The sequence below is a fragment of the Candidatus Symbiopectobacterium sp. NZEC135 genome (genome assembly GCF_025962695.1).
Genome location: NZ_JAGFPF010000007.1, coordinates 101879 through 125692 on the forward strand (window position 1 = coordinate 101879; position 23814 = coordinate 125692).

Consider the following 23814-nt stretch of genomic DNA (forward strand, 5'->3'; position numbering starts at 1 on the left):
GGTCGTTACCCTAGCGCCAATTGGAGCAATGTGCCGTAGGCAACACACTGTATCGGCTACGCGCATTCATAACGACAGAAGCCAGCAGGCTTCGCAGCAGGAGAGTCCGGATGAGCAAATTTCTTGACCGGTTACGTTACTTTAAACAATTAGCCGAGCCCTTTGCAGATGGGCACGGTCAAACGCTCAATACCAACCGGGATTGGGAAGACGGTTACCGTAGCCGTTGGCAGCACGATAAAGTGGTACGCTCAACGCACGGCGTCAACTGCACCGGATCGTGCAGTTGGAAAATCTATGTGAAAAATGGTCTGGTCACCTGGGAAACGCAGCAGACCGACTATCCTCGTACCCGCCCGGACCTGCCGAACCATGAACCGCGCGGCTGCCCACGCGGTGCCAGCTACTCCTGGTATCTCTACAGCGCGAACCGCCTGAAGTACCCGATGATGCGCAAGCGCCTGCTCAAGCTGTGGCGCGAAGCCAAACTGGCACATCCCGATCCGGTCGATGCTTGGGCGTCGATCGTGACTGACCCGGAAAAAACCGCCTACTACAAGAAAATCCGCGGTCGCGGTGGTTTTGTGCGTTCAGACTGGAACGAGGTCAACGAACTGATCGCCGCCTCCAACGTGTACACCGCCAAAACCTTTGGACCCGACCGCATTATCGGCTTCTCGCCAATCCCGGCGATGTCGATGGTGTCTTATGCGGCGGGGGCGCGCTACCTCTCGTTGCTTGGCGGTGTCTGCCTGAGCTTCTACGACTGGTATTGCGATTTACCGCCGGCGTCGCCGCAAACCTGGGGCGAACAGACCGACGTGCCGGAATCCGCCGACTGGTACAACTCGTCGTACATCATCGCCTGGGGTTCCAACGTGCCGCAAACGCGTACCCCGGATGCGCACTTCTTTGCTGAAGTGCGTTACAAGGGCACCAAAACCGTGGCTGTCACGCCGGATTATGCCGAAATTGCCAAACTGTGTGACCAATGGCTGAATCCGAAACAGGGCACCGACAGCGCCATGGCGCTGGCGATGGGGCATGTGATCCTCAAAGAGTTTCATCTGGACAACCCAAGCCGCTATTTCACTGACTATGTGCGCCGCTATACCGACATGCCGATGCTGGTGCTGCTGGAGCCGCGTGAAGCGGGTTACTACGCGGCAGGTCGCATGCTGCGCGCGTCCGATTTGCTGGACAATCTCGGTCAGGAGAATCACCCGCAGTGGAAAACGGTGGCGATTGATGAGCAGAGTGGAAATCTCACTGCGCCGCAAGGCTCCATTGGCTACCGTTGGGGCGATCAGGGCAAATGGAACCTGGAGCAGCGCGACGGCGTCAGTGGCGAAGAAGTACAACTGCGCTTAAGCCTGCTGGGCGTACACGATGAGGTGGCGGACGTTGGCTTCCCGTACTTCGGCGGGTTGCCAAGCGAGCACTTCAGCAGTGTCGCACTCGACGACGTGTTGCGCCATAAACTGCCGGTAAAACGTCTGACGCTGGCTGATGGCAGCGAAGCGCTGGTTGCCAGCGTTTACGATCTGACGCTGGCGAATTATGGCTTGGATCGCGGACTGAACGATGAAAACTGCGCCCGTGACTACGATGAGGTGAAAGCCTATAGCCCGGCGTGGGCCGAACAGATCACCGGTGTTTCGCGCCATAACATCGTGCGTATTGCCCGCGAATTTGCGGATAACGCCGACAAGACGCACGGGCGCTCAATGATTATCGTGGGTGCCGGTATCAACCACTGGTACCACATGGACATGAATTACCGCGGTTTGATCAACATGCTGGTGTTCTGCGGTTGCGTCGGCCAAAGCGGTGGCGGTTGGGCGCACTATGTCGGTCAGGAAAAACTGCGTCCGCAAACCGGTTGGACACCGTTAGCATTCGGCCTGGACTGGCAGCGCCCGCCGCGCCACATGAACAGCACCTCCTTTTTCTACAACCACTCCAGCCAGTGGCGCTACGAAACGGTAGCACCACAGGAATTCCTGTCGCCGCTGGCGGATAAATCCCGTTTTACCGGCAGCATGATCGATTTTAACGTGCGTGCCGAACGCATGGGCTGGCTGCCTTCTGCGCCGCAGTTGAACGTGAACCCGCTCAGTATTGCCGCCAGCGCGCAACAAGCGGGCATGACGCCGCAAGAGTATGCCGCGCAGGCGCTGAAAGCGGGCACTATCGCGTTTGCCGCTGAACAGCCGGACAACCCGCAAAACTTCCCGCGCAACCTGTTTATCTGGCGCTCCAACCTGCTGGGCTCATCCGGTAAAGGGCACGAATACATGCTCAAATACCTGCTCGGCACCGAACACGGCCTGCAAGGTCAGGATCTCGGTAAACAGGGCGGCGTGATGCCGGAAGAGGTGGAGTGGCAGGCGCAGGGCGGTGAAGGCAAGCTGGATCTGGTGGTGACGCTGGATTTCCGCATGTCCAGCACCTGTCTCTATTCCGATATTGTGTTGCCGACGGCCACCTGGTACGAAAAAGACGACATGAATACCTCGGATATGCATCCGTTTATTCATCCGCTGTCAGCCGCTGTCGATCCTGCCTGGGACGCCAAGAGCGATTGGGAAATCTACAAAGGCATCGCCAAAACGTTCTCCAGCCTTTGTCACGGGCACCTCGGCGTAGAAAACGATCTGGTGACGCTGCCGATCCAACACGATTCCGCCGCTGAGTTGGCGCAACCGTTCGGTGTGGATGACTGGAAAAAAGGCGAGTGCGATCTCATCCCCGGCAAAACTGCGCCGCACCTGATGGTGGTAGAACGCGATTATCCGAACCTTTACGAACGCTTCACCTCGGTGGGCCCGTTGCTGGACAAGCTGGGTAACGGTGGTAAAGGCATTGGTTGGAATACGCAAACTGAAGTCGATTTCCTGAAAAAACTCAACTACACCAAGGCTGAAGGTGCAGCGGCAGGACGTCCGAAAATTGACACTGCTATTGACGCGGCAGAAATGATCCTGACGCTGGCACCGGAAACCAACGGTCAGGTGGCGGTAAAAGCCTGGGAGGCGTTGAGCAAATTTACCGGTCGTGACCACGCGCATTTGGCGCTGAACAAGGAAGATGAAAAAATCCGCTTCCGTGATATTCAGGCTCAACCGCGCAAAATCATCTCCAGCCCGACTTGGTCAGGTTTGGAAGATGAGCATGTCTCCTACAACGCCTGCTACACCAACGTGCACGAGCTGATTCCTTGGCGCACGCTGTCAGGCCGCCAGCAACTGTATCAGGATCATGAATGGATGCGCGCCTTTGGCGAAAGCCTGCTGGTGTACCGTCCGCCAGTGGATACCCGCGCGGTGGCACCAGTGATGAACCAGAAACCGAACGGCAACCCTGAGAAACCGCTCAACTTCCTGACGCCGCACCAGAAGTGGGGTATTCACTCCACCTACAGCGACAACCTGCTGATGCTGACGTTGGGGCGCGGTGGGCCGGTTATCTGGCTGAGCGAGGATGATGCACGGGATCTGGGCATTGTGGACAACGACTGGGTGGAAGCCTTCAACACCAACGGCGCATTGACGGCGCGGGCGGTGGTGAGCCAGCGCGTACCGGCCGGCATGACCATGATGTACCACGCCCAGGAGCGTATCGTGAACTTGCCCGGCTCGGAGATCACGGCACAGCGCGGCGGTATTCACAACTCGGTGACGCGTATTACACCGAAACCCACGCACATGATCGGTGGCTATGCGCAGTTAGCCTATGGCTTTAACTACTACGGCACGGTTGGGTGTAACCGCGATGAGTTCGTGGTGGTTCGCAAAATGAAGCGTATCGATTGGCTGGATGATGAAGGCCAGGATTACGAACAGCCCGTAGCCCGTACACTGACTGCGCAGGAGAAAGTCTGATGAAAATTCGTTCACAAGTGGGCATGGTGCTGAATCTGGACAAATGCATCGGCTGCCATACCTGCTCTGTCACCTGTAAAAACGTCTGGACCAGCCGTGAAGGGATGGAATACGCCTGGTTCAACAACGTCGAAACCAAACCGGGTGTGGGCTATCCCCACGCTTGGGAAGATCAGGAAAAATGGAAAGGCGGCTGGATCCGTAAAATCAGCGGCAAACTGGAACCGCGCATGGGCAACCGCGTTAGCGTGCTGTCCAAGATTTTCGCCAACCCGGATGTGCCGCAAATCGATGACTATTATGAGCCGTTTGACTACGACTATGAAAACCTGCGCAAAGCGCCGGAAGGGAAGCACCAGCCGATAGCGCGCCCGCGTTCGCTGATTACCGGTCAGCGCATGAAGAAAATCGAAATGGGGCCAAACTGGGAAGACGATCTGGGCGGTGAGTTTAGCCGGCGTGCCAAAGATAAAAACTTTGAGCATATGCAAAAGGAGATGTACGGCCAGTTCGAAAACACCTTCATGATGTATTTGCCTAGGCTGTGTGAACACTGCCTGAACCCTGCCTGTGTCGCGACTTGCCCGAGTGGTGCGATTTACAAACGGGGCGAAGATGGCATTGTGCTGATCGATCAGGATAAATGTCGCGGCTGGCGCATGTGCCTGACCGGTTGCCCGTACAAAAAAATCTACTTCAACTGGAAAAGCGGCAAATCAGAGAAATGCATTTTCTGCTACCCGCGTATCGAAAGTGGACAGCCGACCATCTGTTCAGAAACCTGTGTCGGGCGCATTCGTTATCTCGGCGTGCTGCTGTATGACGCCGATCGCATCGCTGAAGCGGCGGCCACGGAAAATGAGCAGGATCTCTACCAGCGTCAGCTTGAGGTGTTCCTCGACCCGAACGATCCTGCCGTGATCGCTCAGGCGCTGAAAGACGGCGTGCCGCGTGGGGTTATCGAAGCCGCTCAGCAATCGCCGGTCTATAAAATGGCAATGGAGTGGAAGCTGGCGCTGCCGCTGCACCCGGAATATCGCACGTTACCCATGGTGTGGTACGTACCGCCATTGTCGCCGATTCAGTCTGCCGCCGATGCGGGCGCGCTGGCACACAGCGGTGTCCTGCCGGACGTGGAAAGTCTGCGTATTCCGGTGCAGTATCTGGCCAATCTGCTAACGGCCGGTGACACTGCGCCGGTGCTGCTGGCGCTGAAACGTATGCTGGCGATGCGCCACTTTAAGCGTGCAGAAACCGTAGAAGGGGTGACCGATACCCGCGCGCTGGAGCAGGTGGGATTGACCGAAGCCCAGGCCCAGGAAATGTACCGCTATCTGGCGATTGCCAACTATGAAGATCGCTTTGTGGTGCCGTCCAGCCACCGTGAACTGGCGCGTGATGCCTTTCCGGAAAGCAAAGGATGCGGTTTCAGCTTCGGTGATGGTTGTCACGGCAGCGACAGCAAATTCAACCTGTTTAACAGCAAACGCATTGATGCCATTGATGTCACCAGCAAAACGCGTGACATGAACAGCAAAGTGATGCAGGGGGATTGATGATGATGACGTTACGCATTATCGCCCGCTTGCTCGATTATCCCGATGGAGAACTGTGGGCGCATCATCAGGAGTTGATTGAAGCGCTGGCACAGGACGACACGCTGTCCTTGCCGCTGCGCGAGCAATTGGCACAGTTTATCCGACAACAGTGTGCGCAGGATCTGCTGGATAAACAGGCCGAATACTGCGCGCTGTTCGACCGGGGCCGGGCGACATCGCTGCTGTTGTTCGAACATGTGCACGGTGAATCGCGCGATCGTGGTCAGGCGATGGTGGACCTGATGCAGCATTATCAGGCTGCCGGCCTTGAACTTGATTGCCGCGAACTGCCGGATTTTCTGCCGCTCTACCTGGAATACCTCTCGCGGTTGGGGCCAGCAGAAAGTCGCGCAGGGTTACTGGATGTCGCGCCCATCCTGGCGTTGCTCGGTGCGCGTTTACAGCAGCGTGACAGTGATTATGCCCTGTTGTTTGACGTGTTGCTGGCGCTTTCTGGTAGCGCATTAAAAAGTGACGATGTCACATATAAAGTGGCAGATGAGGCCCGTGACGACACGCCGCAGGCGTTGGATGCGGTATGGGAAGAAGAGCAGGTGAAGTTCTTTGCAGATAAAGGGTGCGACAGTGCGCAGCAGACCGCGCACCAGCGCCGCTTTGCGGGCGCGGTAGCACCCCAGTATCTGGATCTTGATGCACAACCTGCCGGAGGAAAAAACCATGCACTACGTTAATATGCTGTTGTTTGATATTTACCCTTATCTGGCCGGTACGGTGTTCCTGGTGGGAAGCTGGCTGCGTTATGACTACGGGCAGTATTCATGGCGTGCCGGTTCCAGCCAGATGCTCGACAAAAAAGGCATGCGGTTGGCCTCGAACCTGTTTCATCTCGGGATTTTGGGGATTTTTGCCGGTCACTTTTTGGGAATGCTGACGCCGCATTGGATGTACGAAGCCTTTTTGCCCATTGAAGTGAAACAAAAAATGGCGATGCTTGGTGGCGGATCGGCCGGTGTACTGACGTTTGTGGGCGGCATTTTGCTGCTCAAACGCCGCCTCACCAATCCGCGCATCCGCGCGACGTCGAGCGTTGGCGATATTCTTATCCTGTCGCTGTTGGTGATTCAGGCCGGATTGGGGTTATTGACCATTCCGTTTTCCGCGCAGCACATGGACGGCAGCGAAATGATGAAGCTGGTCGGCTGGGCGCAGTCGATCGTGACCTTCCACGGTGGCGCATCAGCGCACCTGGAGGGCGTTGCCTGGGTGTTTAAACTGCACATTGTGCTGGGGTTAACTCTGTTTGTGCTGTTCCCATTCTGTCGCTTGGTACACATCTGGAGCGCGCCGGTAGAATATCTCACGCGTCGTTATCAGTTGGTGCGTAACCGCCGTTAATCTGATCCTCCTGACATCTCATCCCGCTGCCTTGCAGCGGGTTTTTTTTGCCTATACTTAGTTCACCAGCATCATCGTACAGGCATGCAGGTTATTGATTAAGTGTATTCATCGGTAAAATATGAGGTGGTTATGGGTATCTTGTCCTGGATTATCTTTGGGCTGATCGCGGGTATTTTGGCAAAGTGGATCATGCCGGGAAAAGACGGTGGCGGATTTATCATTACGGTGTTGCTCGGCATCGTTGGCGCGGTGGTGGGCGGTTATATCAGCACCTTCTTTGGGTTTGGCCGCGTGGACGGTTTCAATGTCGGCAGTTTCTGCGTTGCCGTGATTGGTGCGCTGGTGGTGCTGCTGGTGTACCGTAAAATTCGCACGTAATTGCAGGTGGCGGGATCAATGCTGTCCCGCCGTTACCCCCGCCAATAAGGCCACAGGGTGAGCCACAGCAACATCAGTCCACCGCCGAGGTTGATGGTGGTTTCCATCCTCTGCATATTGACTGCGCGGGCCGAACGCAGCAGTACCTGCGTTGTTAGCAGTAGCCATCCTCCCATGATGGCAACGTGTACCGTTGCCAACGCCATAAAACTCATCACGCTCTGCGCCAGTGGCTGGCTATCGCGCGCAGTGCTGGCAAACAGAGGCACTACCGTCACATACAGTAAAATGGCTTTGATATTGAGCACATTGGCAACGTAGGCGGCACGAATCCCTAATGAACGGCCGGAAGCAGGGGCACGTGCAGAACCTTGCCAGCCGCGCTGTATCAGTCGCAATGCCAGATAGACCAAATAACCGGTGCCGAGCAGTGTGAGAACGCGCATCAATGCGGGATAGCGTAGCAACAGCGCAGAGATCCCAATGCTTGCCAGTAGCGCGTGGGTATAAATGCCCAATGCGGTGCCAATAATAATACGCAGTACGCCACGTGCACCCTGTGTCACCACGTTATTGAGCGCCAGCGTAAAGCTGGCACCGGGCGAGAGGGCAATGGGCACCATGGTAGCGACAAATCCAATAACATCCATGCGGTTAGCCGAAAATAGGTCTGTCTGCTGATGGTAGCAAATCGTGACCTAGAAGGCTGTGACAAGAAGAGGAGATTTGGCGTTGACGATTAAACCTATGCTGAGCCTATGTCAGGCTGACAACAACGTTCGTGGTTAGGTGAAGTGCGGCGATGGGGTCGTAGCGGCATAAGCCGCCGAAGCGCCCCTCGTCGTGATTCGCCGGGAAACACGGACATACCGAAAAGGGGCTGTCGATAACCTCGACCAGGCGAGATAGTCAGTGGGTAACAATCACATCCAGCGCACGCAGGTGCTCCGGTTGCCAGGAGAGCATCAGTTCCGTGCCGGGCTTCCAGTGTGGTTGGATTTCGCTGGCGGGCAGTTTCACCATAAAAGGCGATTGGCCTGCCACTTCCGTCATCATGCGCACATGATCGCCCAGATAGATAAATTGCTGAATACGCGCGCGAACCTGTTCTGCACCGGCGGTCAGCGGATTGGCGTTGACGCGGATGCGTTCCGGGCGGATACACAGACTGATTTTTTTACCGGGCGAACTCGGGCGAACCTTAAGGGCGCGTAATACGGTGCCGTCATCCAAGGTTGCCAGATAGTAATCGCCATCCGTGCCGCTTTGCGTGGCAATCAGCGTATTATTTTCACCGATAAACTGCGCAACAAAGGTGTTCTGCGGGCGTTCATAAATATCGCTCGGGCTGTCCATCTGCTGGATGATACCATCATTGAACACGGCAACACGGTTCGACATGGTCATGGCTTCGCTTTGATCGTGCGTCACATACACCACGGTCAGATCCAGCGATTCATGCAGGGCTTTAATCTCCAGCTGCATGTGCTCGCGTAACTGTTTATCCAATGCGCCAAGCGGTTCATCCATTAGCACCAACTTCGGTTCAAACACTAAGGCACGCGCCAGTGCAACGCGCTGCTGCTGCCCCCCAGACATCTGTGCCGGGTAGCGATCCGCCAGTGCGGTCAGTTTGACGCGATCCAGAACGCGATCCACCTTCTCCTTGATATCGCTCTTGTTCATGCGGCGAATGGAGAGGGGAAACGCCAGATTCTCGGCAACCGTCATATGCGGGAACAGCGCATAGTTTTGGAACACCATACCAATGCCGCGCTGGTGTGGCGGCAGGCTGTGCAGCGGAGCGTCTTTCAGCAGGATTTCACCTTGAGTGGGGGTTTCAAACCCGGCCAACATCATCAAACTGGTGGTTTTGCCGGAGCCGGAAGGGCCCAACAGGGTTAAAAATTCCCCTTCCTGGATGTCCAGATTCAGGTTTTTGACCACCAGACGATCGCCGTCGTAGGTTTTCTGAATATTCTTGAAGCTGACGTAGGTTCTCATGCGTCCAATCTCTCGCGTAACGGTATTATCACAGCCGTTATGCATAAAGCATGCCCACTCAATGAAATCGTTGTGTCACTAAGTGGTTAAAAATAAAAATAGGGCGTGAGTGACTATTGTTATGCGCCACGGTGGGGCGTTATTGCGATGGTTTGCTTGCGTGTGGTGCAGTGCGCCATCGGGACGGCGCACGATAACGGGGCGCTAGCGCGCAAGGCTGTGCAGGGCGCGCAGGCAGGCAACCACTACATCAAAAGCGCGCACAATTTCACCCTCTTCAACGCTGGCGTATCCCAGCAACAGGCCGCGTTCGGCAGTGGGGCGCAGGTAGTAGCTGGAGAGCGGTTTCACCATGACGCCGTGGCGGAGAATCTGCGTGCTAAGCAATACATCATCCACCTGTGCAGGCAGTTTTAATAACATATGCAGTCCGGCATTGCTGCGATCGCCGACGTACTCGCTGCCAAGATGGGTTTCAATCAGTTGCGTCAACAGCGCGCGCCGGCGGGCATAAAGCAGCCGCATGCGGCGAATGTGCGCCGCATAGTGTCCTTCACGAATAAACTCACTCAGCGTTGATTGCGTTAGCCAGTGCCCGCCACGGTACAACTCGGCGTGGGCGATCTTCAGTTCTTGCGCTAACTGTGGCGGCAGCACCATATAGCTCACGCGCAAACCGGGATAGAGCGTCTTGCTGAATGTACCGATGTAGATCACCGGTGCATTTCTATTCAGCCCTTGCAATGCGGGCACCGGGTTGCCGGAGAAGCGAAATTCGCTGTCGTAGTCATCTTCCACGATCCAGCTATTGTGCTCCTGCGCCAGTGCCAACAGCCGTTGGCGACGCGCCAGACTCATCACCGCGCCCAGCGGATACTGGTGCGATGGGGTTACGCAAATCAGACGCGGCGCGCGTCCGGGGGGCGGTGTTTCCGGCGGAGCCATCCCCTGATCGTCCACGGTAATGGGCGTCACGCGTAATCCATTAATCGTCAGCACGTTGCGCATTCCCCAGTAGCAAGGGTCTTCGATCCATGCGCTATCGCCGGGGTTACACAGCATTTTGGCCAGCAGATCCATGCCCTGATGGGTGCCCTCGGTGATCAGCACTTGCTCCGGCGTGCACTCCACCGAGCGGGCCACGCGCAGATACTCCGTCAGCGCCAACTGCAACTCCGGGCTGCCACCCATTGGTGAATAGGAGAGCTGTTCCGGCTTCATGTGCCGCATCAGTCGCGTTTGCGTGCGCCGCCACAGATCGTGCGGAAAGCTGGCAATATCGGGAATGCCCGGCATAAACGCGCCCCATTGGCGCGCTGACGCACCAGCGTAACCCAACAGGTTCATCCCACGCCGAGACAGCGCCGGTGCGGCGGCGTGCGAAGAACCTTCCTGCTCATCGGGTACCCGCTCCATATTGCCATCGGGCAGTTGTTCCGTGACAAAAGTACCGCTGCCGGGACGGGTTTCGATGTATCCCTCTGCCAGCAGTTGTTCATAGGTGGCCAGCACGGTATTGCGTGACAGACTGAGCTGTTGCGCCAAATCGCGGGATGAGGGGAGACGACTGCCCGGCGTGATTGCGCGCGCCAGTATCGCCTGACGCAGCGTATCGTATAGCCGCTTGTTCAGTGTGCCTGACGTCTGTTTGGCTAACCGTTGCATCAATAAGTCAGTAAGCAGCGAGCGCAAAGTGGATCCCTTAAATTGTATAAACTGGCTCTGGATTATAGAACCAGAGCGCGCATAAATAGAATCAAATTTGATAACGGGTCTGTCGTCCTCGTATTCACCGGCCCGTCAATACTACCTTGTGCTTTGGGTGCGAACGTAATCGGGAGCTGAAAAATGAGTAATAGCGAATTGAATCAACGCCGTTTAGCCGCTACACCGCGTGGTGTGGCTGTCATGTGTGATTTTTATGCGGCGCGTGCCGAAAACGCCACGCTGTGGGATGTGGAAGGCAACGAGTACATCGATTTCGCTGCCGGTATCGCCGTATTGAACACCGGTCACCGTCACCCGAAAATTGTGGACGCCGTGCGCAAGCAACTGGATTGCTTCACCCATACCGCTTATCAAGTTATTCCTTATGGCAGCTACGTGGAGCTGGCTGAGCGTATCAATGAACGTGCCCCCATCGAAGGAACCGCTAAAACCGCCTTTTTCACCACGGGTGCCGAAGCGGTAGAAAATGCGGTGAAGATTGCACGCGCCTACACCAAACGTCCCGGCGTCATCGCCTTTAACGCCGCGTTTCATGGCCGCACGCTGCTGACGTTGACGTTAACCGGCAAAGTGGCACCGTATTCTACCGGCGTCGGCCCGTTCCCCGGTTCGATCTTCCATGCGTTGTACCCAAATGAAGCGCGTGGCATCTCGGTTGAACGTGCGCTGGAGAGTCTGGATATTTTGCTGCATACCGATATCGGTGCCGATCAGGTGGCTGCCATTATTCTTGAACCGGTACAAGGGGAAGGCGGTTTTGTCCCGGCACCGCCGGCATTCATCACCGCTATTCGTAAGCTGTGCGATGAACACGGCATTCTGCTGATTGCCGACGAAGTACAAACCGGCTTTGCCCGCACCGGCAAACTGTTTGCCATGGAATACTACGCGGAGAAAGCGGATCTGATCACCATGGCGAAAAGCCTGGGGGGCGGTTTCCCGATTTCTGGCGTAGTCGGTCGCGCTGACGTGATGGATGCTCCTGGCCCTGGCGGGTTGGGCGGCACCTATGCAGGCAACCCGCTGGCCGTTGCATCTGCGCTGACCGTGCTCGATATTATCGATGAAGAACAGCTGTGCCAACGGGCGCAACGCCTCGGGGCGCAGTTGGTGGAAACGTTGCAAGGTGCCAAAGCATCTTGTCCGGGGATTGTGGCGATTCGCGCCCAAGGGTCAATGGTGGCCGTCGAGTTTAACGATCCTGCGACCGGCAAACCTTCCGCTGAACTGACGCGCCGTTACCAACAGGCGGCGTTGGAGCAAGGCCTGCTACTGTTAACCTGTGGGGTACACGGCAACGTGATTCGTTTCCTGTATCCGCTGACCATCCCCGAGGCGCAGTTCAGTCAGGCGCTGAAGATTTTGACCAGCGTGTTGGCGAAGTAACCAGAGGATTATTATGCAATTGAAAAACAACGTACTTTTCCGTCAGCAATGTTTGATCGACGGTGAATGGCAGAACAGCGAACGGGGTGACACCCTTGAGGTGACTAACCCAGCGACCGGGGCTGTGCTCGGTTCTGTACCATTAGTGACAGCGTCACAAACGTCGATAGCCATTGCGGCAGCGGAAAAGGCGCTGGTGAGCTGGCGGGCGTTGACGGGGAAAGCCCGTGCCAGCCTGCTGCAAGCCTGGGCACGCCTGATTGTTGAACATCAGGATGCGCTGGCCGCGATCCTGACGGCTGAGCAGGGCAAACCGCTGGCGGAAGCGAAAGGTGAAATCACCTATGCCGCCTCGTTTATCGAGTGGTTTGCTGAAGAGGCAAAACGCATCGAAGGCAGCGTGTTGCAGACACCGCAAGGGCACCAACGCCTGTTGGTGATCAAACAGCCAATTGGTGTGTGTGCGGCTATCACCCCGTGGAATTTCCCAGCGGCGATGATCACGCGCAAAGTGGGGCCGGCACTGGCGGCAGGCTGCACCATGATCGTCAAACCGGCCGAGCAGACGCCTTTTACTGCGTTAGCGTTGGCGGAGTTGGCGAATCAGGCGGGCATTCCGCGCGGTGTGTTGCAGGTGATCACCGGTGAAGCGGCTGACGTGGGTAAAGTGCTGTGCGATAGCCCGGTGATCCGCAAACTGAGTTTTACTGGGTCGACGGAAGTAGGCCGCATCCTGATGGCGCAGAGTGCGCCAACGGTGAAAAAACTGTCGCTGGAACTCGGCGGCAACGCCCCGTTCATCGTGTTTGATGATGCTGATGTGGAATCCGCCATCAAAGGCATTCTGGCCTCGAAGTTTCGTAACAGTGGGCAAACTTGCGTCTGCGCTAACCGCATCTATGTACAACAGGGCATCTACCCGGCGCTGAAACAGCGTTTGGTCGAAGAGGTTGAGAAGCTGAAAGTGGGCGAAGGTACGCAACCGGGCGTCACGCAAGGGCCGCTGATCGATGCCGATGCGGTCGATAAAGTTGAGCAACACATTGCCGATGCGCTGGAGAAAGGCGCAACGTTACTCACCGGCGGCACGCTACACGCGCTGGGCGGTACGTTCTTTACGCCGACCGTGATTGCCGATGTGACACCGCAAATGCGCTTTGCGCGCGAAGAAACCTTTGGCCCGGTAGCACCGTTGTTCCCGTTCAAGGATGACGCTGAGGTTATCGCCATGGCGAACGACACCGAGTTTGGTCTGGCGGCCTATGTGTACACCCGTGATGCGGTCCGCCAGTGGAAGGTGCCGGAAGCGTTGGATTACGGCATGGTGGGTATTAATACCGGCCTTATCTCCAATGAAGTGGCGCCGTTTGGTGGGGTGAAACAGTCCGGTTTAGGGCGTGAAGGCTCGCGTTTCGGCATCGAAGATTATCTGGAGATGAAATATCTCTGCGTTGATTTATCGTAATGCCTGAGTGGCACGGTTCAGAAACCCGTTTCTGACCGTGCCGCAATCCGGCGCGCTGTTGCTAGCAGCCTCCGCCTTTTGCTGGTGCAGTGTGTGACCTGATGCACCACAACAAAGCAAAAAACGCGGCGTCAGGACAGTGCAGCCAACCATAAAAATTCCCTATGCCTTTTTCAGGCTCCAATCGCGGTAATTCAGCTAATCAGCCAGGGGTAATCCGAATTCATGGCACAGATTATGCTTTTTATTTGATGCATGATGCATCAAAAAATTGTGATGGGTACAGCCCGCATTTTACGTTGACGAACTCTCCAGGAGCCGCACTATGTTGACCAATACGTTACCGACGTTGACCAAGACGTTACCGTCCAAGATGTCCGCAGTGAAAAAAATGGCGCTCGGCGCGCTGGTGACTGCCATGGCTTCACAGGCCTATGCCGAAACCGTAACCGTTGTCTCGTTTGGCGGCTTGAACAAGGACGCTCAGGATAAAGCGTTCTACAAACCTTTCGCTGCGGCGGGTAAAGGAACGGTAGAAGCGGGTGAATACAACGGGGAGATGGCCCGTATTCGCGCGATGGTGGAAACCGGTCAGGTTGGCTGGGATGTGGTTGAAGTGGAAGGGCCGGAGCTGGTACGCGGCTGTAACGAAGGGATGTTTGAGCCGCTGGATTGGAAAAAACTGGGTAACCCTTCAGACTTCGTGCAGGGTGCGGTATCTGAGTGTGGCGCAGGGATTTTCCTCTGGTCTACCGTACTGACCTATAACGCCGCCAAACTGCCGCAGGCCCCGAAAAGCTGGGCCGATTTCTGGGATGTGAAAACCTTCCCCGGCAAACGTGCGCTGCGTAAAAGCGCCAAGTTTACGCTGGAGTTCGCGCTGCTGGCAGATGGCGTAAAACGCGAAGACCTCTACAAAGTGCTGGCAACCCCTGCCGGTGTCGATCGTGCGTTCAAGAAACTGGACCAAATCAAACCGAATATCCAATGGTGGGAATCCGGCGCGCAGCCGCTGCAATGGCTGGTGTCTGGCGATGTAGTGATGACCTCCGCCTACAACGGCCGCGTTACTGCGGCGCAGAAAGAAGGGCATGATTTCCGCATCGTATGGAATGACAGCATTTACGATCTGGACAGCTGGGCCATCGTTAAAGGCACCAAGCACAAAGCGCTGGCAGAACAGTTTATTGCTTTTGCCAACCAGCCTGAAAACCAGAAAGTGTTTGCTGAAACCATCCCTTATGGCCCAACGCACGTTAAAACGACCAGCCTGATCTCTCCTGACGTAGTGAAAAACTTGCCGACCGCGCCGGATAACCTGGCACAGGCCTTGCAGGTTGACACTGAGTTTTGGATTGACCACGGCGAAGAACTGGAACAGCGCTTTAACGCCTGGGCTGCGCAGTAAGTTGGTTTTGCCGTATCTGTGATTGGAGGTAAATGTATGACCCAGAATAACCTGGCTGCGGCGTTGCCGCCCGCCAACGAAAGAGAAGGGAGCCCGTTGCTGAAACAGCAGCTTAAAACGGCTGAAGCGCTGTATAAAAAGCGTTCTTTGCTGTTGATTGCGCCGCTGTTCCTTTTTTTGGTGGTGAGCTTTCTCTTTCCGATTTTTTCGATTCTGGGGAAAAGCATCTCGAATCCAGAACTGCGGGAAGCCATGCCGATGACCATTGCCGCATTGCGGCAATGGTCTGGCAACGAATTACCCAATGACGCGGCGTTTAATGCCGTGGCTGCCGATTTGCGTCAGGCGCGTAGCGCCGGACAGGTTGCCATGATCACCAAACGTCTCGGCTATGAAGGATCTGATTACCGTACCCTGATTAACCGCACCTTGCGCCAGTTGCCCGCACCTGACAGCGGTAACGTGCGTGAACAACTGATTCAAACGCAACCCATGTGGGGAGAACTCTCCACCTGGCGCACGCTGGATCGCGCTTCGCGTCCCTTCACCAGCTATTACCTGCTGGCGGTGTTCGATCATCGCGTTGACCCGGCATCGGGAAACATTGTTGCCCAACCGCCGGAACAATCGCTGTATGTCGATGTGCTGCTGCGTACGCTGTTGATGGCCGGCGTTGTGACGCTGCTGTGCGTTGGATTGGGCTATCCGCTGGCCTACTGGTTGGCAAAACAGCCGACTAACCGTGCCAACTTGCTGATGATTCTGGTGTTGTTGCCGTTCTGGACCTCACTGATAGTGCGCACTGCCAGTTGGATTGTGTTGTTGCAATCGGGCGGGTTGATCAACCGTGCCTTACTCAGTATTGGTATTATCAATGAGCCGTTGGTGATGGTGTTTAACCGCATTGGTGTCTATATCTCGATGACGCACATTCTGTTGCCGTTTTTGATCCTGCCGCTGTATGCGGTGATGAAGGGTATTTCTCCCAGCTACATGCGCGCGGCCATTTCGCTGGGTGCGCATCCGTTTGAGGCGTTCTGGCGCGTATATGTGCCGCAAACCTACGCCGGGATCACTGCCGGTGCGTTGCTGGTGTTCATGATGGCGATAGGCTACTACATCACGCCGGCGCTGCTGGGCGGGCCGAGTGATCAGATGCTGAGCTACTTTGTGGCGTTCTTCACCAACACCACCATGAACTGGGGGATGGCGGCAGCGCTAGGTACGCAACTGCTGATTATCGTGACGCTGCTCTATATTGTTTATATTCGCGTGACCCGCACCGACGCCGAAGCGGCGGCGCGTTAAGACGCAAGGAGAACCCTGATGAGACAACAAGGTGCCGTGGTCCTGCGTTTATGGAAAGGCTTCTTTAATTTTTACGGCGCAGCGATGCTGCTGTTCCTGGTGGTGCCGGTGCTGGTGATCGTGCCGCTGTCGTTTAACGCCGGTTCTTTCCTCAGCTATCCGCTGACCGGATTTTCGCTGCGCTGGTATCAGGAGTTTTTCAGCTCCAGCGCTTGGTTAGGCGCGCTGGGCAACAGCCTGATGATTGCGCCGCTCTCAACGCTGTTAGCCACGGTGCTTGGCGTATTGGCCTCCATCGGTTTGGTGCGCGGTGAGTTTCGTGGCAAGGCGTTGGTGATGGCAGTGCTGATCTCCCCGATGATTGCGCCGGTGGTGATTGTGGCGGTCGGGATGTTCTTCTTCTTTGCCAAACTTTCGCTGCTCAATAGCTATCTCGGCTTGGTGTTGGCCCACGCCATGCTCGGTGTGCCCTTTGTGGTGATCACCGTCACCGCGGTGCTGAAAAATTACGATCACAACCTGACCCGCGCCGCCGCCAGCCTGGGCGCGCCGCCGCTGTATGCGTTTCGCAAAGTGACGCTACCGCTTATTGCGCCGGGCGTGTTTTCCGGTGCGTTGTTTGCTTTCGCCACCTCGTTCGATGAAGTGATCGTCACGCTGTTCCTCGCCAGCCCACGCCAGCGCACGCTGCCACTGCAAATGTTTGCCGGTATCAGGGAAAACCTCGATCCAACCATTGCCGCTGCCGCCTCTATGATGGTGGGCGCTGCGTTGGTGCTGCTGATTGTGATGGAAGTACTGCGTAGGCGCGCGGAGAAACTCAGAGGTGGACGCTAGTACGCCAGTCGAGTCCTGTTTTTTGATTGTTAGTCTCCCGCATTGGGTGTGAACTTCGCGGGAGACTGAGAAGTCCGGTTGCCTCAACGCCGAGAATTTCACGCCGTTGCCTGCACAACACGTGCAGTATTTATCGGGTCAGATTTTGCTGAACAGTTCGCTGTTTCAGTTTTTTTTAACGCTGAATTTATGATGCATCAAATATCTAATGAGGTGCCTATGTCCGAGCAAAAGACCTTGTTGTTGACCGGCGCGAGTCGCGGGATCGGTCACGCCACGGTGAAGCATTTCCATGCGGCTGGATGGCGTATTTTCACTGCCTCACGGCAGAACTGGGTAGAGGATTGTCCGTGGGTGGAAGGGGTGCTGAACCATATCCACCTCGATCTGGAAGATATCGACAGCGTACAGGAGACGCTGCCGCTGATTAAAGAAAAACTCGGCGGTAGGTTGGATGCGTTGGTCGATAACGCCGGTATTTCGCCCAAGGGCGTGGATGGCAGTCGCCTTGGGGTGCGCCAGACCGACTACGCCACCTGGCTCAGGGTGTTTAACGTTAACCTGTTTTCCTGTGCACTGCTGGCCAACGGACTGTTTGATGAACTGCGTGCCAGTCAGGGCAGCATTATCAATATCACCTCGATTGCTGGTGCACGCGTGCACCCGTTTGCTGGCAGCGCCTATGCCAGCTCCAAAGCGGCACTCTCAGCGCTGACGCGGGAAATGGCAAACGAGTTTGGCCGCTACGGCATTCGCGTTAATGCCATTGCGCCGGGGGAAATTGAAACCAGCATCCTGTCGCCGGGCACCGATGAGATCGTGGCACGTCAGGTCCCGATGCAGCGTCTGGGTAAACCCGAAGAGGTGGCAAGCCTGATCTATTTCCTGTGCAACAGCGGTGCTTCCTATGTCAATGGCGCGGAAATTCAGGTTAACGGAGGCCAGCATGTGTGACGCGCAGGACACGGGCACGCTGATGACGCAGGCAGTACCGGAGGTTTCTTGCCAGCAGGCGCAGGCGCTGATCTGGCAATACTATGGCCTGCAAGGGGATGTCATCTTGCTTACCGGCGAACGGGATAAAAACTTTTGCCTGACCGTGCCCTCCGGGCGTCGCTATATGCTGAAAGTGATCAATGCTGCCGAATCTGTGGCCGAAAGCCACTATCAGACCGCGCTGTTGCTGCATGTCGCCCAGCAAGCGGCAGCGCTGCCGGTACCACGTGTGGTGCTGACGCGCTATCAGCAGGCAGAACCGGTGGTGGATATTGACGGCAACGCGTTGCGCATTCGTTTGGTGAGCTTTCTGGAAGGCACGCCGCTGCACGCGGTAACACCGTCTATCGCGCTGATGGAAAGTTTAGGCAGCACGCTGGCACAGTTGGATGTGGCATTGAGCCGCTTTTCTCACCCGGCGCAACAGCGGCAACTGTTGTGGGACATCAGTCGCGCTGAGCAAATTCGTCCTTATCTTGCGTTTGTGCATGATGCTGAACAGCAGCGGGCTATCACGCAGATCCTGCGACGCTACGATAGGCATGTGACACCGCAGCTAAAAACGCTGCGTCAACAGACTATCCATAACGACATGAATCCACACAACGTGCTGGCAGACGTGGGGGATGTCACGCGCGTAAGCGGCATTATCGATTTCGGCGATGCGCTGTATGCGCCTCTGATCAATGACCTGGCGACGGCGTTAGCCTATCAGGTCCATGACGGGGACGATCCGTTCGCGTTTATCGTGCCGTTTACCGCGTCTTATCATGCGCATTTACCGTTGACCGAGCAGGAGATTGCGCTGCTGCCCGATCTCATCATGACGCGTCTGGCGCTGATCGTCACCATTGCACAGTGGCGTGCCGCACGCTATCCAGAAAATCGAGACTATTTGTTGCGCAATTTGCCGCGCAGTTGGCGCAGCCTGCAACAGATAACTGGTTATTCGCACGATCGATTCTGCCAGCGGATATGGCAGGGGATAAGGGAGATAAATAATGGCTGAAGTGACAATGTCACCAGTAAATGACAGCGCCGAACTCCTGGCGCGCCGCCAGCGCGTATTGGGTCAGGGTTATCGACTCTTTTATCAGGAGCCGTTGCATCCGGTGCGCGGCGAGGGCGTCTGGCTGTTCGATGCGCAGGGCAAACGCTATCTGGACGTGTACAACAACGTGGCATCGGTCGGACATTGCCATCCGGCGGTGGTGGAAGCCATTGCCCGGCAGAGCGCCCAGCTCAATACGCATACCCGCTATCTGCATCATGCCATCGTTGATTTTGCCGAAGATTTGTTGCGCGAATTTCCACCTGAACTGGACAACCTGATGCTGACCTGCACCGGCAGTGAAGCTAATGATTTGGCCCTGCGCATTGCGCGGCATGTGACGGGCGGCACCGGGGTTATCGTGACACGTTGGGCCTATCACGGCGTGACCAGTGCGTTGGCAGAACTTTCCCCGTCACTCGGCGACGGCGTGGCACGCGGTAATTATGTAAAACTGATTGATGCACCAGATAACTATCGTCAGCCCGGTGCATTTTTGGCGTCGGTGCAGTCGGCATTGGCGGAGATGCGGGCAGAGGGCATTCGTCCTGCGGCGCTGCTGTTCGATACCATTTTTTCCAGTGATGGCGTCTTCTCGCCCCCGGCTGGCGAAGTGGCACAGGCGGTACAGTGGGTGCGCGACGCGGGGGGGCTGTTTATTGCGGATGAAGTACAGCCGGGTTTTGGTCGTACCGGCGAAGCCATGTGGGGATTTGCCCGTCATCAGGTGGTGCCGGATCTGGTCAGCTTGGGCAAACCGATGGGCAACGGACATCCAATTGCCGGACTGGTCGGTAAATCGGCGCTGTTTGCCGCGTTTGGGCGTGATGTTCGTTATTTTAATACCTTTGGCGGTAATCCGGTGTCGTGTCAGGCTGCACATGCGGTGTTACGCGTGATCCGTGAAGAGCAACTGCAACAAAACGCGTTGCGGGTCGGGCATTGCCTGCGTGAAGGGTTACAAGCGTTAGCGCAGCGTCATGAACTGCTGGGCGATGTGCGCGGCAGCGGACTGTTTGTTGGCGCGGAACTGGTGAGTGACCGTGAACACAAAACGCCAGCCAGCGCTGAGGCGGTAGCGGTGGTGAATACCATGCGCCAGCGCGGCGTATTGATCAGCGCCACCGGGCCTGCAGGCAATATTCTGAAGATTCGACCTCCTCTGGTATTCAGAGAAGAACATGCCGCGCTGTTTCTCGATACGCTGGACGCCGTGCTGACCGACGTGGCGCAGCGGTAGGGAGTGTTCGTCAGCACGCGGGGTAAGGACGCCAATTTACGCGTCCTTGGCGTTATCTTCCGCGTGCTCGATGAACGCCAGCATGGTGTCGCTGCCATCAAGAATATCCTGTTGGATGGCATGCTGTGCAGCGGTTCCGTCCTGTTGGCGTAGGGCAGCCAGCACCTCTTGATGGTGCTCAATCGCCATTTGATGGGAGAAGTGGGCATAGGCCTGAGCAACCAGCGGTCCGGTGCGCATCCACAGGCTGCCGATAAACTGGCTGAGCAGCGGCATATCAGCCATCTGCGCCAGCATCAGGTGAAATTCACTGTTGAGACGCAGCGCCGCGCTTAAATCGTTATCATCAATTGCCTGAAGGTTTTGCGTGATGTTGGCGTCCAAGTCGGCAAGCCTACTCGGTGTCATCAGCGCGGCGGCGTGCAGCGCACCGCTGCCTTCCAGCGATACGCGTAAGGTCCGAATCTCAATAAACTGTGCGCTGGTGAGTTGCGGCACGCGGATATCGCGCGGTGTTTTCAGGATCAACGCCTGCTCTTTGGCGAGTTGCAAAATGGCATCGCGCACCGGAGTGACGCTGGTCCCGACTTGAGCTGCCAGCTCGCGAATACGCAGCCGATCGTCCGGTTTTAGCCGCCCCATAATCAGCGCTTCGCGCAGCATGGTGTACACACTGGAACCCAGATAACTGTGGTTGATTTGCCCAATTGGATAATTCACGCATTCACCCCGAGAAACAGCGCATTCCTGTCGCTTCAATCGATCTATTATACAATATGATGCATCATCGTGCATCGGCTACCTGAAAAAGAAACCGGCTTTCCGCGCCGCTGTTGAAGAGAAAAATGCGTGGCTGCGCAATTTTGTTCTAAACCCAGAGAGAATGCGGAGTGACAATGGTGTGAATATCCGCATACTGCTCACAGAAGCGGTATCAGCAGGGGGCACTCTATGAGTAAAGCAACGCCACGTGAACAGGCGCAGTACCATCGATTGGAAGCCTTCGGTGGCTTGGAAATGTTGCAGGCCCGCTATTATCGCCAGCGCTTTTCCCGTCATGTGCATGACACCTTTTGTGTGGGGGTGATTGAAGAAGGTGCTCAGCGTTTTTATCGTTCCGGCGGGGAGCACGTTGCGCCACAGGGAGACATCATTTTGGTCAATGCGGATGATGTGCATACCGGGTGCTCGGCCCGAGAGAACGGCTGGGCCTATCGCGCCATCTACCCACACCCGGATCTGTTTCGCACTATCTCGCACGATCTCCACCAGTCTGAAGGGTCGGTGCCGTGGTTTCCGGATGCGGTGCTGCACGATCCGGGGCTGGCGCAGCAGTTACAGATGGCGTTTCGCCTGTTGGCACAGCCGGGCAACACGCTGTTAAAGGAGACGTTGCTGTTTTCATCGCTGAGCTGGTTGATGCTGCGCTACAGCAAAACACGTCGCACGCCGCGCCCGTTGCCCTTTTCCGAGCAGCGCGTGCTACAGACCAAAATGTTGCTGGATGATACGCCAGAGCAAGAGTGGTCCCTGACCACGTTGGCGGCGATGGCGGAACTGAGCCCGTGGCACTATTTACGCCAATTTAAGGCGCTGGTCGGCATTCCGCCGCATGCCTATCAGGTGCAGGCGCGGTTGCGCAAGGCGAAAACGCTGATGCTGCATGGGCATACGCTCGCTGCGGTATCGTCACAGTGCGGTTTCTCCGACCAAAGCCACTTTACCCGCCATTTTAAAAATGCCTTTGGTGCAACGCCCGGCAGTTTTATTCAAAGCATCGTCTGGGATCGGACAGAACGAGCGCCGCTGTTAGGTTAATTAATCGCGTTACAGCGACGGGTTTTGGCAGCAATATTGTTCAATACCCTGTCCCCGAGGTTTGGCTAGCCTGAAGACCGCACTCGATTACAAAGGTCTCAGGTCGCTATGGAAAAGCATGCTTTATCACAACCGGGCGCTGCGCCAAACGCCAGCTTACCCGACTCGCGGTGGCGCGATATTCGTGCCGGTGTTCTTGATATGTTCCCGTTTTGTCTGGCGGTACTGCCTTGGGGCATTCTGGCGGGTTCAATGGCGGTTCAGGCTGGGTTGCCGCTCTGGCAATCCATTGGGCTCTCGGCGTTGGTGTTTGCCGGTGCTGCACAGTTGGTCACGCTAGGATTGGTGATGAGCGGTGCCAACGTCATCACGATTTTAATCACCGTTTTCTTTATCACCACCCAACATATTATCTACGCACTGACCTTACGTGATTATGTGTCTCGACTGGCGCTGCGCTATCGTCTGCCGATTGGCTTCTTGCTGACGGATGAACTGTTTGCGCTGAGCGGAGGTAAGTCGGCACAGCAGTCGCGTTCTGTCAGCTATTTGATCGCTGCGGGCGGGTTTTTTTATGTCTGCTGGGTGATCTTCAGCGTTGCCGGCATCGTCATGGCGACGCGGATACCTGATTTGGCCCGCTATCATTTGGATTTCTCGATCATTGCCACCTTTATCACCATCGTCGTACCGATGGTGCGTAGCATCAGTACACTACTGGGCGTGGTGTTATCACTGGTGCTCTCGATGGCTCTGGCCTATTTCAACGTGGAGGGCGCGGTGGTGATCGCCGGTCTGAGCGGCATGTTCTTTTCAGCATTGCTGTCACAACGTGAGGGGGTGGCGCAGTGAATGGTGCATTGTTATTTGCCCTGGCGGGCATCGTGTTTCTCAACCGCTATCTGTTTCTTGAACCGCGTTTGCCGATTCGCTTGCCTGCACTGGTACAGCAAGCGCTGAAATATTCAGCGCCCTGTCTGCTAACGGCGATATGCGGCCCGATCATCCTAATGGATCACGGTATTGTGCGGCCGCTCGGTGATAACCCCTATTTATGGGGCGCGCTGTTTAGCGTGATTATCGCTTTCTTTATTCGCAATATGCTGCTGGCGGTGGTGTTGAGTTTGATCTTTTTTGCGCTTCTGCTTTCGCTGTAAGGCTTGTCATTTTCGCGACGCTGGCATTCTGGAACCGTAGCTTGGAGGGAGAAGAATGCCGACATCGTGGAATAGTGTCTCTTCTAAAAATGAGAAAGCTGGTTTGCTTTTTTATTCATTGACGCAACGCTCATTTCTCACTACTTTAACATAACGATATAATAATGTTTATGTTATTGTTTTATATGTGTTATTTA

At 56.0% G+C, this 23814-nt stretch carries 20 protein-coding genes; 16 read left to right on the forward strand and 4 right to left on the reverse strand.

Features of this window, described 5'->3' with window-relative positions; translation table 11 throughout:
• The first annotated feature begins 110 nt into the window (after positions 1 to 110).
• The 5 genes from J5224_RS06495 to J5224_RS06515 all read left to right on the forward strand — a co-directional run bounded on the left by J5224_RS06495 (position 111) and on the right by J5224_RS06515 (position 7219).
• Entirely contained in the window at positions 111 to 3884 is a 3774-nt protein-coding gene (locus J5224_RS06495) for a nitrate reductase subunit alpha (protein WP_264624574.1), read from the forward strand.
• Positions 3884 to 5440: a nitrate reductase subunit beta gene (gene narH, locus J5224_RS06500; RefSeq protein WP_264624575.1), complete on the forward strand. Its 1557-nt coding sequence runs from the start codon at positions 3884 to 3886 to the stop codon at positions 5438 to 5440. The genes J5224_RS06495 and narH overlap by 1 nt, the downstream gene beginning before the upstream one ends.
• A 2-nt stretch (positions 5441 to 5442) precedes the next feature.
• Entirely contained in the window at positions 5443 to 6174 is a 732-nt protein-coding gene (narJ, locus tag J5224_RS06505; protein WP_264624605.1) for a nitrate reductase molybdenum cofactor assembly chaperone, read from the forward strand.
• Positions 6161 to 6838, forward strand: a complete 678-nt coding sequence (gene narI, locus J5224_RS06510) for a respiratory nitrate reductase subunit gamma (protein WP_264624576.1) — start codon at positions 6161 to 6163, stop codon at positions 6836 to 6838. The genes narJ and narI overlap by 14 nt, the downstream gene beginning before the upstream one ends.
• A 132-nt stretch (positions 6839 to 6970) precedes the next feature.
• Positions 6971 to 7219 carry a GlsB/YeaQ/YmgE family stress response membrane protein gene (locus J5224_RS06515; RefSeq protein WP_264624577.1) on the forward strand — a complete coding sequence of 83 codons (249 nt, stop codon included), beginning with the start codon at positions 6971 to 6973 and terminating at the stop codon, positions 7217 to 7219.
• Between the two features lie 32 nt (positions 7220 to 7251).
• On the opposite strand, the gene J5224_RS06520 is transcribed toward J5224_RS06515, so the two are convergent.
• The 3 genes from J5224_RS06520 to J5224_RS06530 all read right to left on the reverse strand — a co-directional run bounded on the left by J5224_RS06520 (position 7252) and on the right by J5224_RS06530 (position 10915).
• Positions 7252 to 7869, reverse strand: coding sequence for a LysE family translocator (locus tag J5224_RS06520; RefSeq protein WP_264624578.1), 618 nt, complete (start codon positions 7867 to 7869; stop codon positions 7252 to 7254).
• A 259-nt stretch (positions 7870 to 8128) separates the two neighbouring features.
• The gene (locus J5224_RS06525; RefSeq protein WP_264624606.1) at positions 8129 to 9223 is read right to left on the reverse strand and encodes an ABC transporter ATP-binding protein; all 1095 of its coding nucleotides are present in this window, start codon (positions 9221 to 9223) and stop codon (positions 8129 to 8131) included.
• A gap of 204 nt (positions 9224 to 9427) precedes the next feature.
• Entirely contained in the window at positions 9428 to 10915 is a 1488-nt protein-coding gene (locus tag J5224_RS06530) for a PLP-dependent aminotransferase family protein (RefSeq protein WP_264624579.1), read from the reverse strand.
• A 156-nt stretch (positions 10916 to 11071) separates the two neighbouring features.
• On the opposite strand from J5224_RS06530, the gene J5224_RS06535 reads away from it, so the two are divergent.
• The 8 genes from J5224_RS06535 to J5224_RS06570 all read left to right on the forward strand — a co-directional run bounded on the left by J5224_RS06535 (position 11072) and on the right by J5224_RS06570 (position 20642).
• Entirely contained in the window at positions 11072 to 12337 is a 1266-nt protein-coding gene (locus J5224_RS06535) for a 4-aminobutyrate--2-oxoglutarate transaminase (protein ID WP_264624580.1), read from the forward strand.
• A 13-nt stretch (positions 12338 to 12350) separates the two neighbouring features.
• Positions 12351 to 13802: an NAD-dependent succinate-semialdehyde dehydrogenase gene (locus J5224_RS06540; protein ID WP_264624581.1), complete on the forward strand. Its 1452-nt coding sequence runs from the start codon at positions 12351 to 12353 to the stop codon at positions 13800 to 13802.
• A 325-nt stretch (positions 13803 to 14127) separates the two neighbouring features.
• The gene (locus J5224_RS06545) at positions 14128 to 15210 is read left to right on the forward strand and encodes an ABC transporter substrate-binding protein (RefSeq protein ID WP_413544648.1); all 1083 of its coding nucleotides are present in this window, start codon (positions 14128 to 14130) and stop codon (positions 15208 to 15210) included.
• 36 nt (positions 15211 to 15246) lie between these two features.
• Positions 15247 to 16518, forward strand: a complete 1272-nt coding sequence (locus J5224_RS06550) for an ABC transporter permease (protein WP_264624582.1) — start codon at positions 15247 to 15249, stop codon at positions 16516 to 16518.
• Positions 16519 to 16536: 18 nt separating this feature from the next.
• Positions 16537 to 17355, forward strand: a complete 819-nt coding sequence (locus J5224_RS06555) for an ABC transporter permease (protein ID WP_222160547.1) — start codon at positions 16537 to 16539, stop codon at positions 17353 to 17355.
• Between the two features lie 219 nt (positions 17356 to 17574).
• Positions 17575 to 18309 (forward strand): SDR family NAD(P)-dependent oxidoreductase, encoded by a 735-nt coding sequence (locus tag J5224_RS06560; RefSeq protein WP_264624583.1) that lies wholly within the window; start codon positions 17575 to 17577, stop codon positions 18307 to 18309.
• On the forward strand, positions 18302 to 19360 hold the full coding sequence (locus J5224_RS06565; protein ID WP_264624584.1) for a phosphotransferase: 1059 nt from the start codon (positions 18302 to 18304) through the stop codon (positions 19358 to 19360). The genes J5224_RS06560 and J5224_RS06565 overlap by 8 nt, the downstream gene beginning before the upstream one ends.
• Entirely contained in the window at positions 19353 to 20642 is a 1290-nt protein-coding gene (locus J5224_RS06570) for an aspartate aminotransferase family protein (protein WP_264624585.1), read from the forward strand. The genes J5224_RS06565 and J5224_RS06570 overlap by 8 nt, the downstream gene beginning before the upstream one ends.
• 36 nt (positions 20643 to 20678) lie before the next feature.
• Here the strand turns inward: J5224_RS06570 and J5224_RS06575 are convergent, their stop codons facing one another.
• Complete coding sequence (locus J5224_RS06575) at positions 20679 to 21362, reverse strand: GntR family transcriptional regulator (protein ID WP_264624586.1); 684 nt, start codon at positions 21360 to 21362, stop codon at positions 20679 to 20681.
• A gap of 231 nt (positions 21363 to 21593) precedes the next feature.
• Between J5224_RS06575 and J5224_RS06580 the strand changes: the two genes are divergently transcribed.
• From J5224_RS06580 to J5224_RS06590, 3 genes are all read left to right on the forward strand, one after another.
• Positions 21594 to 22460 (forward strand): AraC family transcriptional regulator, encoded by an 867-nt coding sequence (locus tag J5224_RS06580; protein ID WP_264624587.1) that lies wholly within the window; start codon positions 21594 to 21596, stop codon positions 22458 to 22460.
• A gap of 201 nt (positions 22461 to 22661) precedes the next feature.
• Positions 22662 to 23312, forward strand: coding sequence for an AzlC family ABC transporter permease (locus J5224_RS06585; protein WP_413544650.1), 651 nt, complete (start codon positions 22662 to 22664; stop codon positions 23310 to 23312).
• Positions 23309 to 23617: an AzlD domain-containing protein gene (locus tag J5224_RS06590; protein WP_264624589.1), complete on the forward strand. Its 309-nt coding sequence runs from the start codon at positions 23309 to 23311 to the stop codon at positions 23615 to 23617. The genes J5224_RS06585 and J5224_RS06590 overlap by 4 nt, the downstream gene beginning before the upstream one ends.
• Positions 23618 to 23814 lie beyond the last annotated feature (197 nt).